Source organism: Leekyejoonella antrihumi (genome assembly GCF_007845645.1).
Classification (GTDB): Bacteria; Actinomycetota; Actinomycetes; order Actinomycetales; family Dermatophilaceae; genus Leekyejoonella; species Leekyejoonella antrihumi.
Genome location: NZ_VCQV01000003.1, coordinates 202,347 through 217,229, shown reverse-complemented (window position 1 = coordinate 217,229; position 14,883 = coordinate 202,347). Strand labels below are relative to the sequence as shown.

The window sequence follows — 14,883 nt, the reverse complement described above, 5'->3', positions numbered from 1 at the left end:
GCTCGAAGAGCGATCCTCCATCGGTGTATGTCCCAGGTGGCTCATAGCAAGGTGTCCGCGAAAATTGAGTCGTGCCTCAGTCTGGAGTTGTGCCACGGTCAGGTGGTGCCCACGCTCGAGCGGTTACGCGCCGATCACAGCCCAGCGGTACTGGCCTTCGAGGTGGAGAACCGCGCTTATTTCGCCGCGTCGGTCTCCGATCGCGGTGACGCGTTCTTCGATCAGTTCAATGAGGATTTTGATCGCCTGCTGGCCGAGCAGCGTGAGGGCACGTGCGCGTTCTACGTCTTGGTGGACGACGACAGTGCGGTGATCGGCAGGTTCAACCTCTACGATCTCGACCGTGGTGCCGCAACAGTGGGTTATCGGCTGGCGCAGCACGCCGCCGGGCGCGGCGTCGCGACCGCAACCGTCCGCAACCTCTGTGCGGTAGCGTCAGGGCTTGGCCTGCGTACCCTCGTCGCGGCGACGTCAGACCACAACGTGGCGTCGCGCAAGGTCTTGATCAATGCCGGTTTCGTCCTGGACGGTCCGGCCGATCCCTCCGAACTGGGAGGCGAGCACGGCAGCCGCTTTCGCCGCGACCTGATTCGCCAGTGACCCTTGCTTCAACAGCTCCCGGCAGCGTCACCGAATGCCGATCTACTGGGGCTGGCTGGCACGGCCGTTATGGATCAGGATCGTCAGAATGGTCGCTGACAGCAACGCAAGTATGATCAAAACCGCGGAGGGCAGATGGGCCGGTTCACGAGGTTGGCCGTAGTAGGCGTTCGCCGCAAAGGCCAGCAGGTTCGGCGCGCAAACCCACAACATCCTCGTGGAAGTCGGCAAACGTGCCCCTCGGCCACCGAAGCACTGCCCGCGCCGTACGTTCAGCGCCAGGGCGGTCCCGGTAGTCCACATCACGGCAACAACCGTGCTCAGGATGATCGCCAGAACCATCTCGTCATGATGACCCGAATCCAGGCCGGCGGCGCGGGCTCAAGTTCGCCGACCTGCCGCTGCTGGTGCCGGTAGCCGATGGTTGTTGGGACGGTCCGGCGTTGCTGGTTTCTACGAGTCAGACAAGGTATGTTGTCTATGTGAGGATCGGTGGGCCGGCGCGGCGTCACGGGATCCCCGACGGCGACATCGAACACGCAGTTCGCAACATGGTGCGGCGACACGAGATGAGTGAGGCCTGACTTTATTCATCGGTCCGGCGTCGGACGGCGCGTTGCTGGAAGTCGGGGTGCTGGACTTCGACGGAGCAGATCCGGTCGCCATCCATGCGATGGCGCTTCGGCCCAAGTTCTACCGGTTCCTCGGATGAGGATGTGATCAAGGTGCGACACACGAACGAGGAGATCGAGCACGCAGCAGAGCGCTTCGACAAGCTCGCCGGCGAACTCGATCCGGCCACGGCGAAAATCGAGAACACCGAAGACCTCCGGATGGTTGCGGTCGTCGCGGAGGCGACACGAGCCGACGAAGCGAGGCTTCGGGAGGCCGTCGAGGTGGCCCGAGCGCACGGGCGGTCATGGAACCACATCGCTGTCGCGCTGGGAGTCTCCCGTCAGGCGGCCCGCCAGCGATTCTCCCGACAAGAGCACGTCTCGTAGGACGATCGATGCTCACTATGGATTGCCAAGCGGCGGCAGACAGGTCAGGGAAGCCCGTCCGAGCTGGTCAGGGCTGGCGATCTGCCGGAGGCCACGACCGATCTTCTGCTGATCGTCGAGGACCTCGACGTGCCGACGACGATCCCCGGCCTGCACCCGATCGCCCAGTTCGCGCCGGCGCAGCGGTGGTGCGCCCCAGGGAGCGCTGAACCTCGGCACGCCCGGTGTGGCATTCCTGCCGAACCACCGCGGGGACATGGGGTACCAAGGCCCGCGCCCGCTGCCCGGCGACGGGCCGCACCACTACGTCGTCCATCTGTTCGCTCCCGACACCCACCTCGACTTCGCCGCGATCAAGGACCGGGCGAACCTTCCGGCCGCCGCTGCCGGGCACGTGCTCGGCACCCAATCAACTACGACGGCGCGGCTCCTACCGCTCATCGAAACCGTGCTGCACCGCGTCTGCACCGCTCTCCACCTGCCGGGATGCCGTGGCGTTGCTGTTGGCGGGGCGAAATTGGCGGTCAAGCGCCGAACCCCCGCAGTGCGTTCACGAAGGCGGCACGCATAAGCGAGTGGGCAGGAGACGGCAGTTTGCTTAGCCCGAACCAGCCGATGTCTACATGCTCGTCCGGCGCGTTGTTCAGCGGAGCTCCCTCCCACTTGCGGACCATCCAGGCGCTCACGAGCGCGGGCTCCTCAGGCGGTCCTGCGGTCAGCCGGTATAGCTGGTACACCGCGTCCGTCGCGATGTAAACGCCGAGTTCCTCGCGCAGTTCCCGCGCCAACGCATCGAGTTCTGACTCGCCAGCCTCAACGCAGCCACCGGGCAGATCCCACACGTTTGGATGGGCTCGCTTGTGAGGACTCCGATGCACGAGAAGAACTCGACCATCATCAACTAGCGCGCCCAACACAACGTCGGCGACAGCAGGGTCATCCATAGGTGTATTGGAGCAGCGGCCACCGACATCGGGATGTCCCGATCACGGATCGGTGTACGGGACAGTTGGCTCACCGATAGTCGGACCATCAACGGCCGCCACCTCACCGCGGGCTGGCGTAGAAGCTCGGCAACATGACGCTGTGAAGCGCCGTGCTCGATTTCAATAGTCCTTGCTAATGATCAACTACAAGGGGCAGTTGGTTAATCTTCACTGCATCTCGACAAGTTGTTAGAAGTTCTGGGCCATGTTGGTGAATCGGCTGTAGTGGCCCTGGAATGCGACCGTGATCGTGTCGGTCGGACCGTTACGGTGCTTGGCCACAATCAGGTCGGCCTCACCCGCGCGCTCAGAATCCTTGTCATAGGAGTCCTCGCGGTGCAGCAGGATTACCATGTCCGCATCCTGTTCGATTGATCCCGATTCGCGAAGGTCACTCATCTGCGGACGCTTGTCCGTGCGCTGCTCGGGACCACGGTTCAGCTGCGAGATCGCGATCACCGGCACCTCGATCTCTTTGGCCAGCAGCTTCAGCGCACGGGAAAACTCCGACACCTCCTGCTGGCGCGATTCGACGCGCTTGCCGCTGCTCATCAGCTGCAGGTAGTCGATGACCACCAACTTCAGGTTGTTGCGCTCCTTCAGCCGCCGACACTTGGAGCGGATCTCCATCAGCGACATGTTCGGCGAGTCATCAATGAACAGCGGTGCATCCGCGATCCGACCCATCGTCGCGGCGAGCTTGGTCCAGTCGTCATCGCGCATCGTGCCCTTGCGCATGTGCTGCAGTTGGATGCCCGCCTCCGCCGACAGCAGTCGCATGGTGATCTCGGTTTTGCTCATCTCGAGGCTGAAGACCACCGAGCTCATGTTGTTCTTGATCGACGCCGCCCGCGCGATATCCAGTCCCAGCGTCGAATTGTGGGTCGGAACCATGGAGCGGCTCGCGAGGTAGAGGTGAGAGTCATTGTCGACCTCAACACACCGCACCGGCACCGAGGGCACCGCTCGCACATCCGTCACCTTCCAGTCGGCCGGCTCCGACCCGCGAACCGCGCTGTCTCGGCTCACCGTGAGCGTGCGCCCGCTCGAGACTCCATCGGCCAGGTCCGATGTCACGACGACCTGGGCATCATCGCCGTCAAACGACACCAGCCACTGGTGCTGCTCATCGGCCACAATCACCGTGCCATCCGAGAACTCCACCTCGTAGCACGGTCGGCCGGTCATCACCGGCGTCGCGGCGACGACCCTGGTCGGTCGTCCGTCGGCACCGATCAGCTCGTCCCCGACCCGGACCTGACCCATCGTGGTCCAGCCCGCCGGGGTCGGCAGCGGAGTATCCAGTGCGAGGGCCTTGCCCACGGCCGGTCTCGCCGCCAGCACGATCATCTGCCCGCCGTGCAAACCATTGGTCAGCGCGTCGAGATCGGTGAACCCGGTGGGCACGCCGGTCATCTGCCCGGCAGTGCCACTGGCCGCGTCGATCTCGTCGGCGGTCGCCTCGATCACGTCGCCGATGCGGACGTAGTCCTCGGACTCCTTGCCGGCGGTGACTCCGAAGACCTCGGCCTGCGCCGCGTTGATGATGTCGACCACGTCCCCGGCACCCTCGGCATACCCCATCTGGGTGATGCGAGTGCCCGCCTGGACCAGCCGCCGCAGCACCGCGCGCTCGGCGACGATCGAGGCGTAGTAGCCCGCGTTGGCCGCGGTCGGCACCGACTGGATCAGCTCATGGAGGTAGGCCTGGCCGCCGACCCGCTGCAGCTCGCCGCGCTTGGTCAGCTCGTCGGCGACGGTGATCGCGTCGGCCGGTTCGCCGCGGCCATACAGCTCGATAACCGCTTCGTAGATCTGCTCGTGCGCCGGCCGGTAGAAGTCGGACCCGTCCACGGCCTCGGCCGCATCGGCGATCGCGTCCTTGCTCAGCAGCATGCCGCCCAGCACCGAGCGCTCCGCGTCAACATCCTGCGGCGGTAGCAGCCCATGGGATGATCCACCGGACTGCGACGGGCCGTAGGCCCCTTCCAGCTCAGCGATCGACAACCGGCACCTCCTACGAGACGTTTGATGAAGACCATTCCACCCGCCACCGACAATCGGACGGGCGAGATGTCGTGGCCGCTGAGCCAGACCCCCTAGGCACGTTAGGCCCCCGGGGCGGGCCTCCACAAACGCGCTCCGACCCGTGGTGTGCACGACTTGTGGACAACGTGTGCACACACGCCCACAGGCGTGTGCACACCCTGTGTGGGCGCCTGTGGATTCCGCCAGCCGGAACTCAAAACATGCCGCTTGACCTGCAGCTATGTCATCCACCGCCTGTGGACAACAAAAAGTTTTGGCGTGTCTGCGCGGCAGACTTACCCACAGGGCCCCCGTCTCGCAGGGCCTCGCCCCTGTCACAGCGGTCACTTTGGGCACAGCGTCCAAGCCGCCAAACCAGGGCGCCCGGAGCGCAACGGACCCGGTGGTCAGCACCGGACCGAGGACACGGATCCAGTGCCGACCACCGGGTCGGGGCGAGCCGCCCAGGTGCGGCTCGAGCTTAGTTCTGGCTGGTGATCCAGGTGCCGGTCGGATAGGACGTGCCCCGTTCGACGGTGGGCATGGTCTCGACGCTCTTCCAGGTCGAGCAGTTCAGCAGGTCGAAGTGCAGGTGTGGCCCGGTCGAGTCGCCGGAGTCGCCCGACGAGGCAACCCGCTGACCCTGCGCAACCCGCTGCCCGGGTGCCACCTGGTAGCCACTCAGGTGGAAGTACACCTGGCACATCCCCGAGGCGTCCTTGAGCAGCACGTAATTTCCTCCGCCGGTGCCGGTATACCCGGTCGCGTAGACCGTCCCGGCCCGGGCCGCGAGCACCGGCGTCCCGATCGGCATACCGACATCGACCGCCGTGTCGTTGTAGGGGGTGTTGTGCGAGTAGGTCCCGTGCGGACCCTGGGTGATCTTGAAGGTGTCGCCCCCGGGGAAGGGCAGCCGGTAGGCCGCGCTCGGGTCGCCGGGCCCCGTGCTGGGCGGCGGCGTCGGGCTGGGCGGAGGGGTCGGGCTGGGCGGAGGGGTCGGGCTGGGCGGCGGCGTCGGGCTCGTGGTGCCGCACGGGTAGCCACCCAGGGATGACCAGGTCGCCGGTCCCACGATGCCGTCGACCGACAGCTTGTGCGACCTCTGGAACGCCTTCACGCTCGCCAGCGTGCCCGGACCGAAGCTGCCGTCGACCGACAGCCCACCCAGACGCTGCTGCAACGTCCGCACCAGGGCGCCGCTCGCGCCGTACCGCAGCACACTGACTGTGCAGCTCGGTGGAGCCTTCGGGCTGGTCGGCGGCGTCGGGCTCGTGCCGCTCGGATAGCCGCCCAGCGCCGCCCAGGTCGCCGGCCCGACAACGCCGTCCACCGACAGCTTGTGCGACCTCTGGAACGCCTTCACCTTCGCCAGCGTGCCCGGACCGAAGCTGCCGTCGACCGACAGCCCACCCAGACGCTGCTGCAACGTCCGCACCAGGGCGCCGCTCGCGCCATACCGCAGCACCTGGACATCGGTCCTCGCCGTGACGCGACTGGCCGCCTTGACGACGCTCGCCTGCGACCCCATCGCCGCGCCCGCCGGCTGCTGCACGCCGGCGGCGAAGGCCGGGGTGGAGGCCAGGAGTCCACCCGCGGCCGGAATCGTCGCGACTGCCCCGGTGGCGACCAGGGCACGTCGAGACGTGATCACCGGGACGACGGTCGAGGTCAGTCCAGGACGCTTCTTGAGATGACGAGGTGCCTGCGACATGTCGGAGAGTCCTCCTGAAGTGGCTCAGCGACCGGCACAGCACCGGCCCCACGGGCAGTTGAGAAGTGTCCCCCGACACACGGCTCGTGATGGACTATGCACCAGTTGGGGCCCTTGGGAAACCTGCGAATTCAGGGGTTAAAAGCTTCATTTGTGACTTATGTGACGTGTGTTGTTGGTGGGATTTGTGTCCGTTTTGCGAAACCCGCGGAATCTCGGGCATATAGCACCCGTTGACCGATCCGGAGCACTCCGACACACGGAATACAAGATTTTTCCGAAAGTCTCATTACGTGAGACAAAAGGCGTGGTCGGCGGACCCTGACACCGGCCTACCCAAAACGCCGGGCTCGCACCCTCGACGAGGGTGCGAGCCCGGCGTTGCCGCGCCTGCGCCATGCTGTGCGAAACCTTCCCCAGTCGCGCTCAGTCGGCGTATGCGGTGTGGATCAGCCCAGATGGCCGTAGCCGCTCGGGGTGTCGTAGATCGCCTGGATCCGCACGACGGCGCCCGGATGCGGCGCGGCGATCATCTGGTTGTTCCCGAGATAGATACCCACGTGGTACGCCGGGCTGCCGAAGAACACCAGGTCGCCCGGAACAGGGTTGCTGGTGCGCGACAGGTAGCTCTGCTGCGCGCTGGCGGTCCGGGGGATGCTCAGGCCCGCCTTGGCGTAGACGTACTGGGTCAGGCCGGAGCAGTCGAAACCGGAGGGGCTCTCGCCACCCCAGACGTACGGCACTCCGAGGTACTGCTCGGCGATGCTCACCACCTGACTCAGGTTCCCCGTGGGCGGCGGGGTCGGTGTCCCCGACGTGCCGCACGGGAAGCCGCCCAGCGCGGACCAGGTGGCCGGACCGACGATCCCGTCGACCGCCAGCCCGTGGGACCCCTGGTAGGCCTTCACGGCGGACAGGGTGCCCGGCCCGAAGTTGCCGTCCTGGCTGATGCCCAGGCGCTGCTGCACCACCTTGACGAGGGCGTTGTTCGCGCCGTAGCGCACCACCGTGACAGTGCAACCGGGATTCGGCGTCGGTGGATTGCTGGTCGGCGGCGGGCTCGGGCTCGGGCTGCTCGGGAAGCCGCCCAGCGCGGACCAGGTGATCGGGCCGACGACCCCGTCGACTGCCAGCCCGTGGGCCCCCTGGAAGGACTTGACCTTCGCCAGGGTCGCCGGGCCGAAGTTGCCATCGACGGCAAGGCCGCCCAATCGCTGCTGGGCGACCTTGACCAGGGCGCCCGTCGACCCGTAGCGCAGCACCACCACCTGGGTGGAGGTCGCGGCGCGCACGGCCGACACTGCGGCCTGCACCCCGGCCGTCGTCGGGGCTACCGCAGACGCGCCACTGACACCGGCAGCGTGAGCCGGCGCCGCGGCGACGGCCGCTCCGATCGTGGCCGGAATCCCGATGGCCGTCCCGGAGAGCGCCATCGTCCTGCGGGAGGTCACGATAGGCGTCACCTTCGCAGACAGCCCGGGGCGGTGTTTCAGATGTCGTGGAGGTGTGATGGTGCGCATACGACCCTCTCGGTCTTGTTCAGGCAATCGGCAACATGGGTCTGCGCGCGCGGCAGCGCCCAGCGGTCGCCCGACTGGATCCCGAGAGGCGACGGGCAGAACTATGCCGTTTTGTGACCGTTGTGAAAAGAGAGGAAATCGCGACTCGCCGTGCTTATGCTTGACAAGTGGCTGATGTGACTGAGCGGGACTCCACCGCACCCGACCCGGCCTGACCGCCGGAATTCCGCGGCATACACCCGATTTACCCGAATGCTTATAACATCCGTGTAACTCATTATTTTCGTACGACACGCCGAACAAAAACAATCCCCCTAGAAATCTCAAATGTTGAGACTCTCATGGGGGTTGTCGTGACGCAACGGGCCCCTTCGACCAGTGGTCGAAGGGGCCAGGTGTGCAGGTCTGCCGGTCAGCCGGCGACGCTCAGTGCGTCAGCGGACGCGGTTGAAGGAGTGCGACCCGTACATCCCGCCGATGCCGATGACGGTGCCGGGCTTGCGGGCGGAGATCATCTTGCCGCCCCCGACGTAGATGCCCACGTGGTAGGCCGGGTAGCCGAAGAACACCAGGTCGCCCGGGCGCGGGCTGCTCACCCGGTAGGTGGCGCGCTGCTGGGCGGACGCGGTGCGCGGCAGGCTGTGGCCGATCTGACGGTAGACGTACTGCACGAAGCCGGAGCAGTCGAAGCCCCGCGGCGACTCGCCACCGTAGACGTACGGGGTGCCGATGTATCGCTTGGCGACGTTCACTGCGGCGGAGCTCGAGTGACCGCTGCCGCCACGCGAGGGCGGCGTCGGGGCGGTGTGTCGGCCGCCCGGGTAGCCACCGAGCGCGTACCACGTCTGCGGGCCGACGTAGCCGTCGACGCCGAGGTGGTGCGAGCGCTGGAAGCGCTTGACCGCGGCGAGGGTGCCCGGACCGAAGCTGCCGTCAACGGCCAGGTGGCCGATGCGCTGCTGGACGATCTTGACCAAGGAGCCTCGCGAGCCGTAGTGCAGGACGGTCACGTGCGTCGTGAAGGTGACCGCCGGTGCGACGGCCTGCACCGCGCTCGCGTGGACGGCGGCGGGAGCAACGGCCGGTGCGGCAGAAGCCGAGTCCATGACTGCTGCGGTCGGCACGACCATCGCTGCGCCGGCGGCGACGGCAAGCCCGCGGCGGCCGACCTTCGATCCGAGGTTCGGCTGGTGCTTCAGGTGACGGGGGGTGTAGGAACCCATGTCGGCGCGTCCTTTAACGGTTTCGTTGGCATGTGGATATGTCTCAACCCCGACGTGGGCGACTCGACATTGAGTCACGGCCGGCTGGCGGTGGTCGGTGCCGCGGTCATCCCCCGAATCAGCGGCACGGTCATCGACTATGGCGGATTCGGGCCCGATACCAAAGCCGTATGCCAAAAGTGCATGTCCGCGTCGTTGGATTTCTCACAGAGGAATTCCGACGGACTCGGGTCGTCGACCGTGACCTGTTCGTGATCATTCCGCGCTATGACAGGGATCTTCCGGGTCGGGTACACCCCACTCAAGTGGTGTCATCGGCATCCAGAATTGATCATACATTGAGACGCAGTCGTCTCAGATGCTGGGTGTTTTGGCGGTTCCCCCTACGGTTGACCTCGTGACCGAGACCCCCGCGCGCGAAATTCTTCGCCTGGCCGTGCCGGCCTTCCTGGCTCTGGTCGCCGAGCCACTTTTCCTGCTCGCCGACTCCGCCATCGTCGGACACCTCGGCACCGCGCCCCTGGCCGGTCTCGGCGTCGCCAGCAGCGCACTGCTCACGGCGACCAACATGTTCGTCTTCCTCGCCTATGGCACGACGTCGCTGGTCGCCCGCCAGCTCGGTGCCGGGCATCGCGGAGCGGCCGTCAGCTCCGGCATGGACGGCGTGTGGCTCTCGCTCGCGCTCGGCGCCGTCACCACGGTCGGCGTGGCAATCGCGGCGCAGCCGATCTGCGGACTGTTCGGAGCCACCCCGGACGCCGTCGACGAGGCCACCACCTACCTGCGGATCAGCGCGTTCGGCATCCCCGGCATGCTCGTCGTGCTCGCCACCACCGGCGTGCTGCGGGGGTTCCAGGACACCCGCACGCCCTTGGTCGGCGCGGTCAGCGCGTTCACGGTCAACCTGGTGCTCAACTACCTGCTCGTCTACCCGGCCGGCCTGGGCATCGCCGGGTCCGCGATCGGCACCGTCATCGCGCAGAGCGGGTATGCCGTGGGGCTGATGGTCGTGGTCATGCGCCGGGCCGCCCGGCTGAAGGCGCGGATGCGACCGCATCCCGCAGGCGTGCTGCGCTCGGCGATGCACGGCATGCCGCTGCTGGTGCGCACCCTGGCCCTGCGCGCGGCAATGCTGCTGACCACCTGGGTGGCCGCGGACCTCGGCGACGTCTCACTGGCGGCCCACCAGGTCGCGATGACGCTGTTCGGGTTCCTGGCCTTCGCGCTGGACGCGCTGGCGATCGCGGCTCAGGCGATCACCGGCAAGACCCTCGGCGCCGGCGATGTCGCCGCCACCCGTAGCGCCACCCGCAAGATGCTGTGGTGGGGCCTGGGGATGGGGATCGTGCTGACCGCGATGGTCCTCGCACTGCATACCCTGCTGCCGGTGCTCTTCACCGACGACACGCACGTGCGCGCGGCCCTGGCCTCGGCCCTGCTGGTCGTCGCCCTGATCCAGCCGATCTGTGGGGTCGTCTTCGTGCTCGACGGCGTCCTGATCGGCGCCGGCGACGGGCGGGCGCTCGCCGTGCTGCAGACCGCGGTGCTGATCGGCTATGTCCCGATGCTGCTGCTGGTGCGCGCACACGCCGCCACCTTGTCGGCCGCGGGCAGCTCGCACGCCCTTTCGGTGCTCTGGTGGTCCTTCGGCGCGTTCATGGCCTTCCGGCTGATCGCGCTCGGCCTGCGCGCCCGCACGGACCGCTGGCTGATCACCGGCGCGCTGCCCACCCGGGCCCGGCGAGCGAACCGATCACCGGACAGATCGGTCGAGTAGCCGGGCACGACAAACCTGCCCGGCCGAACCAGTGGTCCGACCGGGCAGGTCGCGCCGCATGCCGTGCCCCTAGGTGGCGGGGACGACGTTCAGCTTGAGGTTCGCCTGCACGTCCGTGTGCAGCCGCACGGTGACCTCGTGCGCACCAGTGGTGCGGATCGGGTTGGTCACCTGGATCGTGCGACGGTCGACACTTCCGACGCCGGCACCCTTGACCGCATCGGCGATCTCCGCGGTCGTGACGGCACCGTAGAGGCGACCGGCATTGCCGGCGCGCGCCGGAACGGTGACCGTGCTGGCCTCCAGGTTGCCCTTCAGCGTCTTGGCGTCCTCGAGGGACTTGACGGCGCGGGTGGCGCGAGCCTTGGTGATCGCGTCAACCTGCTTCTGCCCGCCCTTCGTCCAAGGCATGGCCAGGCTGCGCGGCAACAGGTAGTTGCGGGCGTAGCCGTCCTTGACCTCGGCGATGTCACCAGCAATACCGAGACCCGACACCTCATGGGTGAGGATGATCTTCATCATTGTTCCTTAACTGAATCTCTGCGGGGTTTAGCGTGCTGAGCTGGAGTAGGGCAGCAGGGCCATCTCGCGGGCGTTCTTGACGGCCGTGGCGATGAGGCGCTGCTCCTGGGTGGACACACCGGTCACCCGGCGGGCGCGGATCTTGCCGCGGTCGCTGATGAACTTACGCAGCAGCGTGGTGTCCTTGTAGTCGATCTTCTCGACCTTCGCCGCCTTCAGCGGGTTGGCCTTCTTCTTGGGCTTGCGCACAACGGGCTTTGCCATCGTGGTGCTCTCCTTCGATGAGAGCCCGAGTCGGGCGACTCGGGATAGCGAATAATGAGTGTTGAAAAATGTGTCGAGTGGCTAGAACGGCGGCTCGTCGTAGGACGGGCCGGTGCTCCATCCGCCTTGGCCGCCGCCGGCCGCGGGACCGCCCTGCTGGCCACTCTGCGGTGCGCCAGAGCTGGGACCGCCGGTCGCCCACGGGTCCGCCTGGGCGGGGCCCTGTGAGAACCCGCCCTGCTGGCCACCCTGGTTGCCACCGAACTGGCCGCCACCTTGCTGACCGCCCTGGCTGCCGCCAAAGCCGCCACCACCACCGCGCTGGGTCTTGTTGACCTTCGCGGTCGCGTAGCGCAGCGACGGGCCGACCTCGTCGACCTCGAGCTCCATCACGGTGCGCTTCTCGCCCTCCTTGGTCTCGAACGAACGAGACTTCAGTCGGCCGGAAACGAGCACGCGCGAACCGCGAACCAGTGACTCGGCGACGTTCTCCGCAGCCTCCCGCCACACCGAGCAGCGCATGAACAACGTTTCGCCGTCCTTCCACTCGCTGGTGTTGCGGTCATACATGCGGGGCGTCGAAGCCACCGTGAAGTTGGCCACCGCGGCCCCGTTCGGCGTGAACCGAAGCTCGGGGTCCTGGGTGATGTTGCCGATGATCGTGATGACGGTGTCGCCTGCCATGGGATGCTACCTCCGTGTTGTTCGGCTCGGACTTCAAGTGTCTGCCGCGGCCCCGGGAGTGCCGACGGCCTACCGCGAAGGACCGAGTCCTTGCGTGCGTGGAGTCGATCAGGCGTCGACGCGCAGCAGCTTGGTGCGCAGGATGGTCTCGTTCAGACCCAGCTGACGGTCGAGCTCCTTGGCCGTTGCTGACTCCGCCGTCATGGTGACGACGGCGTAGATGCCTTCCGACTTCTTCTGAATGTCGTAGGCCAGGCGGCGCCGGCCCCAGATGTCGATGTTGTCGAGCGTGCCACCGTCTTTGGTGACAACGGTGAGCAGCTTGTCCAGCGACGGCTGAACGGTGCGCTCGTCGAGCTCGGGGTCGAGGATGATCATGAGTTCGTACTGACGCATGCGTGAACCCACCTCCTTTGGTCTCGGCGGTCACGGTCTTTCCGTGACAGGAGGGTTGTGCAGCGTTGTCCGCGACCCGGTGCGTCTCGTGTCCGACCATGTGTCCACTGTGCCGGATGACTCCGACAGGGTGGCTGGTTTTCCACAGGCCCGCTCGGGCGTAGCGAACCAGGGGAGTTTATCCGCCTTGCGCGCCGGATCCCTAATCGGCGATGACCAGGTGGTCCTGGCTGTCGCCGCCACGGCCCGGCACCTCGCCGGCGGAGGGCCCGCGGTAGCCCGACTCCAGCACGTCCTCCAGGTCCTCGGCGGTCTCCCAGGAGGTCCAGGCAAGACCGATGTAGGCGATCAGCCGGATGGCGCAGAAGATGGCATAGCCGGCCGCGGGCAGTGCCTTCGCCGGGTTCGAGGACAGAGCGACATACATCCAGATCATGGCGAAGTAGACGACCTCGATGCCGGCCCACGTGAGGTGCTCCCGCCAGCGCAGGGCGGTCAGGGCCACAAACGGCAGCACCCACAGGCAGGACTGCACCGACATGGACTTGCCGGTGATCATCACGATGACCAGCATCGTGAGTGCAAGGGGCGCGAGGCGGGTCTGCACATTGGGGCGGTTGACCAGATAGAGGCCGACCAGCACCGCGATGACCCAGCCGAGGATGGCGATCACGGTGAGCGCATGGGCGGGGATGGCCACCTGGGCGATCTCCGCAATCAGCCAGGGCGAGCCGTACGACGCGCCGGCGGCGTTCCACACACGGTAGGGCGCGAGCGGGTCGCCGCCCACGGCATACGACAGGCCGAGCACCACCGCCATCGTGGCCAGCGCGCCGCCGATCAGGGCGCCGACGTGCCGCATCCGGTGGTCCCGCGCGGCGACCAGGATGATCGCAGCGATGATGATCAGCGGATAGCTGCGCGCCATCACGCCGGCGCCGAGAAGGGCGCCGGCCAGCGCGGGTCGACGCCGGGCCCACGCCGCCAGGCCGAGGGTCACCAGGGCCACTCCGAAGATGTCGAACGACACCAGGGAGGCGGTCAGCAGAATTGGGCTGAGCGCGACGTGCGCCGCCAGCCAGGGGGTGCTTCTGGTGATCGATGCGGTCGCGATGACGGTGACGCCGATCAGCAGCGCGATCACCACGGCACCGATGGCGAAGTAGCGCTGCTGCTGCGCCAGCAGGGTGCCGGACGGCACGAAGTGCCGCAGGCCCCAAGTCAAGACCGCGGTCAACGGCGGCTGCGTCGCGCCCGCGCCGCCGGGCGACCAGGGCGTACTGCCGGGCGACCCGGCGGTGCCCACCGCAAGATCGGAGTAGCACTCGCGCCACAGGGATCCAGGCGTCCCCCACCCGGAGCGGATGCAGTGGTTCTTCTGCAGCACGTCGACGGCCACGAAGACACTGGCGAGCGCGGACAGGACCGCCGCGGCATACGCCCACCCCCGGCGCCCGACGGCGGCATATCGCCCGGTCGGCCCACCGATGACTTCGGTGGCCAGCCTGGCGACTCCATCGCCTTGGCTGGGCACGCGAATCCTGAGGGGTGCATCGGTCATGGTGCGCAGGATACGTCGCGAACCCTACGACCCGGCGAGATGTGGTCAGTGCGAGATGGGCCGCGGAATGCTGCGACCCGCCACCCGGTTCTCCGCGCTGATCATCCAGGCGAGCTGCTCCAGCCGCTCGAGAATGCTGTGCAGGATGTCGGCCGTCGTCGGGTCCTGCTCGTCCACGTCATCGTGGATCCGGCGCACCGTGCCCACGGCCGCATAGACCGCGGCAGTGATCAGGTCGACGGTCTCGCCGGTGTCGACCTCGCCCGTCGGGAACTGCGCCAGGCTGCTGTGCGACGCAACCGTCGCGGCGCGGCCGTCCGGAACCACGTAGATGGCGCGCATCCGCTCGGCGATCGTGTCGGAGAACTCACGGGCCGCGTCGACCAGCTCGTCGAGCTGGAGGTGCAGGTCGCGGAAGTTCTTGCCGACGACGTTCCAATGTGCCTGCTTGCCCTGCAGATGCAGGTCGATCAGGTCCACGTGCAGCTGCTGCAGCTGATCGGCCAGCAGCCGGGATGCCTCGAACGGAGCGGCCACCGTGGCGCTCTCGGTGCGGGAAAGTGTGTCAGTCATGGGATGTCCTTCCTTTCGCCTCGGACATCATCAAACA

General features: G+C 67.0%; 16 protein-coding genes. 4 read left to right on the top strand and 12 right to left on the bottom strand.

What is annotated here, in order from left to right; translation table 11 throughout:
- Positions 1-105 precede the first annotated feature (105 nt).
- The gene (locus FGL98_RS03625) at positions 106-600 is read left to right on the top strand and encodes a GNAT family N-acetyltransferase (protein WP_146315289.1); all 495 of its coding nucleotides are present in this window, start codon (positions 106-108) and stop codon (positions 598-600) included.
- Between the two features lie 42 nt (positions 601-642).
- Here the strand turns inward: FGL98_RS03625 and FGL98_RS03620 are convergent, their stop codons facing one another.
- A complete protein-coding gene (locus tag FGL98_RS03620; protein WP_146315288.1) occupies positions 643-942 on the bottom strand; it encodes a hypothetical protein in 300 nt (99 codons plus the stop codon).
- Positions 943-1,325: 383 nt separating this feature from the next.
- Between FGL98_RS03620 and FGL98_RS03615 the strand changes: the two genes are divergently transcribed.
- Entirely contained in the window at positions 1,326-1,601 is a 276-nt protein-coding gene (locus tag FGL98_RS03615) for a sigma-70 family RNA polymerase sigma factor (protein WP_146315287.1), read from the top strand.
- Positions 1,602-1,827: 226 nt separating this feature from the next.
- Positions 1,828-2,172, top strand: a complete 345-nt coding sequence (locus FGL98_RS03610) for a hypothetical protein (protein ID WP_342779938.1) — start codon at positions 1,828-1,830, stop codon at positions 2,170-2,172.
- Here FGL98_RS03610 and FGL98_RS03605 read toward each other — a convergent pair.
- The 5 genes from FGL98_RS03605 to FGL98_RS26170 all read right to left on the bottom strand — a co-directional run bounded on the left by FGL98_RS03605 (position 2,126) and on the right by FGL98_RS26170 (position 9,069).
- Positions 2,126-2,545, bottom strand: coding sequence for an NUDIX hydrolase (locus tag FGL98_RS03605; protein ID WP_146315285.1), 420 nt, complete (start codon positions 2,543-2,545; stop codon positions 2,126-2,128). The genes FGL98_RS03610 and FGL98_RS03605 overlap by 47 nt on opposite strands.
- Positions 2,546-2,776: 231 nt before the next feature.
- Positions 2,777-4,588 carry a replicative DNA helicase gene (gene dnaB / locus FGL98_RS03600; RefSeq protein WP_342779942.1) on the bottom strand — a complete coding sequence of 604 codons (1,812 nt, stop codon included), beginning with the start codon at positions 4,586-4,588 and terminating at the stop codon, positions 2,777-2,779.
- Positions 4,589-5,096: 508 nt separating this feature from the next.
- Positions 5,097-6,326: a peptidoglycan-binding protein gene (locus FGL98_RS03595; protein WP_146315283.1), complete on the bottom strand. Its 1,230-nt coding sequence runs from the start codon at positions 6,324-6,326 to the stop codon at positions 5,097-5,099.
- Between the two features lie 449 nt (positions 6,327-6,775).
- Positions 6,776-7,777, bottom strand: coding sequence for a C40 family peptidase (locus tag FGL98_RS03590; RefSeq protein ID WP_186525957.1), 1,002 nt, complete (start codon positions 7,775-7,777; stop codon positions 6,776-6,778).
- A 503-nt stretch (positions 7,778-8,280) separates the two neighbouring features.
- On the bottom strand, positions 8,281-9,069 hold the full coding sequence (locus FGL98_RS26170) for a C40 family peptidase (RefSeq protein WP_146315280.1): 789 nt from the start codon (positions 9,067-9,069) through the stop codon (positions 8,281-8,283).
- 397 nt (positions 9,070-9,466) lie between these two features.
- On the opposite strand from FGL98_RS26170, the gene FGL98_RS03575 reads away from it, so the two are divergent.
- The gene (locus tag FGL98_RS03575) at positions 9,467-10,846 is read left to right on the top strand and encodes an MATE family efflux transporter (RefSeq protein ID WP_246136352.1); all 1,380 of its coding nucleotides are present in this window, start codon (positions 9,467-9,469) and stop codon (positions 10,844-10,846) included.
- A gap of 69 nt (positions 10,847-10,915) precedes the next feature.
- Here FGL98_RS03575 and rplI read toward each other — a convergent pair whose 3' ends face one another.
- From rplI to FGL98_RS03545, 6 genes are all read right to left on the bottom strand, one after another.
- Positions 10,916-11,365, bottom strand: a complete 450-nt coding sequence (gene rplI, locus FGL98_RS03570) for a 50S ribosomal protein L9 (RefSeq protein WP_146315278.1) — start codon at positions 11,363-11,365, stop codon at positions 10,916-10,918.
- Positions 11,366-11,395: 30 nt separating this feature from the next.
- Complete coding sequence (rpsR, locus tag FGL98_RS03565) at positions 11,396-11,632, bottom strand: 30S ribosomal protein S18 (RefSeq protein WP_146315277.1); 237 nt, start codon at positions 11,630-11,632, stop codon at positions 11,396-11,398.
- Positions 11,633-11,713: 81 nt separating this feature from the next.
- Positions 11,714-12,316, bottom strand: coding sequence for a single-stranded DNA-binding protein (locus FGL98_RS03560; protein ID WP_146315276.1), 603 nt, complete (start codon positions 12,314-12,316; stop codon positions 11,714-11,716).
- Between the two features lie 108 nt (positions 12,317-12,424).
- Positions 12,425-12,712 (bottom strand): 30S ribosomal protein S6, encoded by a 288-nt coding sequence (gene rpsF, locus FGL98_RS03555; protein WP_146315275.1) that lies wholly within the window; start codon positions 12,710-12,712, stop codon positions 12,425-12,427.
- A gap of 202 nt (positions 12,713-12,914) precedes the next feature.
- A complete protein-coding gene (locus FGL98_RS03550; protein ID WP_146315274.1) occupies positions 12,915-14,273 on the bottom strand; it encodes a hypothetical protein in 1,359 nt (452 codons plus the stop codon).
- Positions 14,274-14,318: 45 nt separating this feature from the next.
- Positions 14,319-14,846: a Dps family protein gene (locus FGL98_RS03545; RefSeq protein ID WP_146315273.1), complete on the bottom strand. Its 528-nt coding sequence runs from the start codon at positions 14,844-14,846 to the stop codon at positions 14,319-14,321.
- Positions 14,847-14,883: the final 37 nt, after the last annotated feature.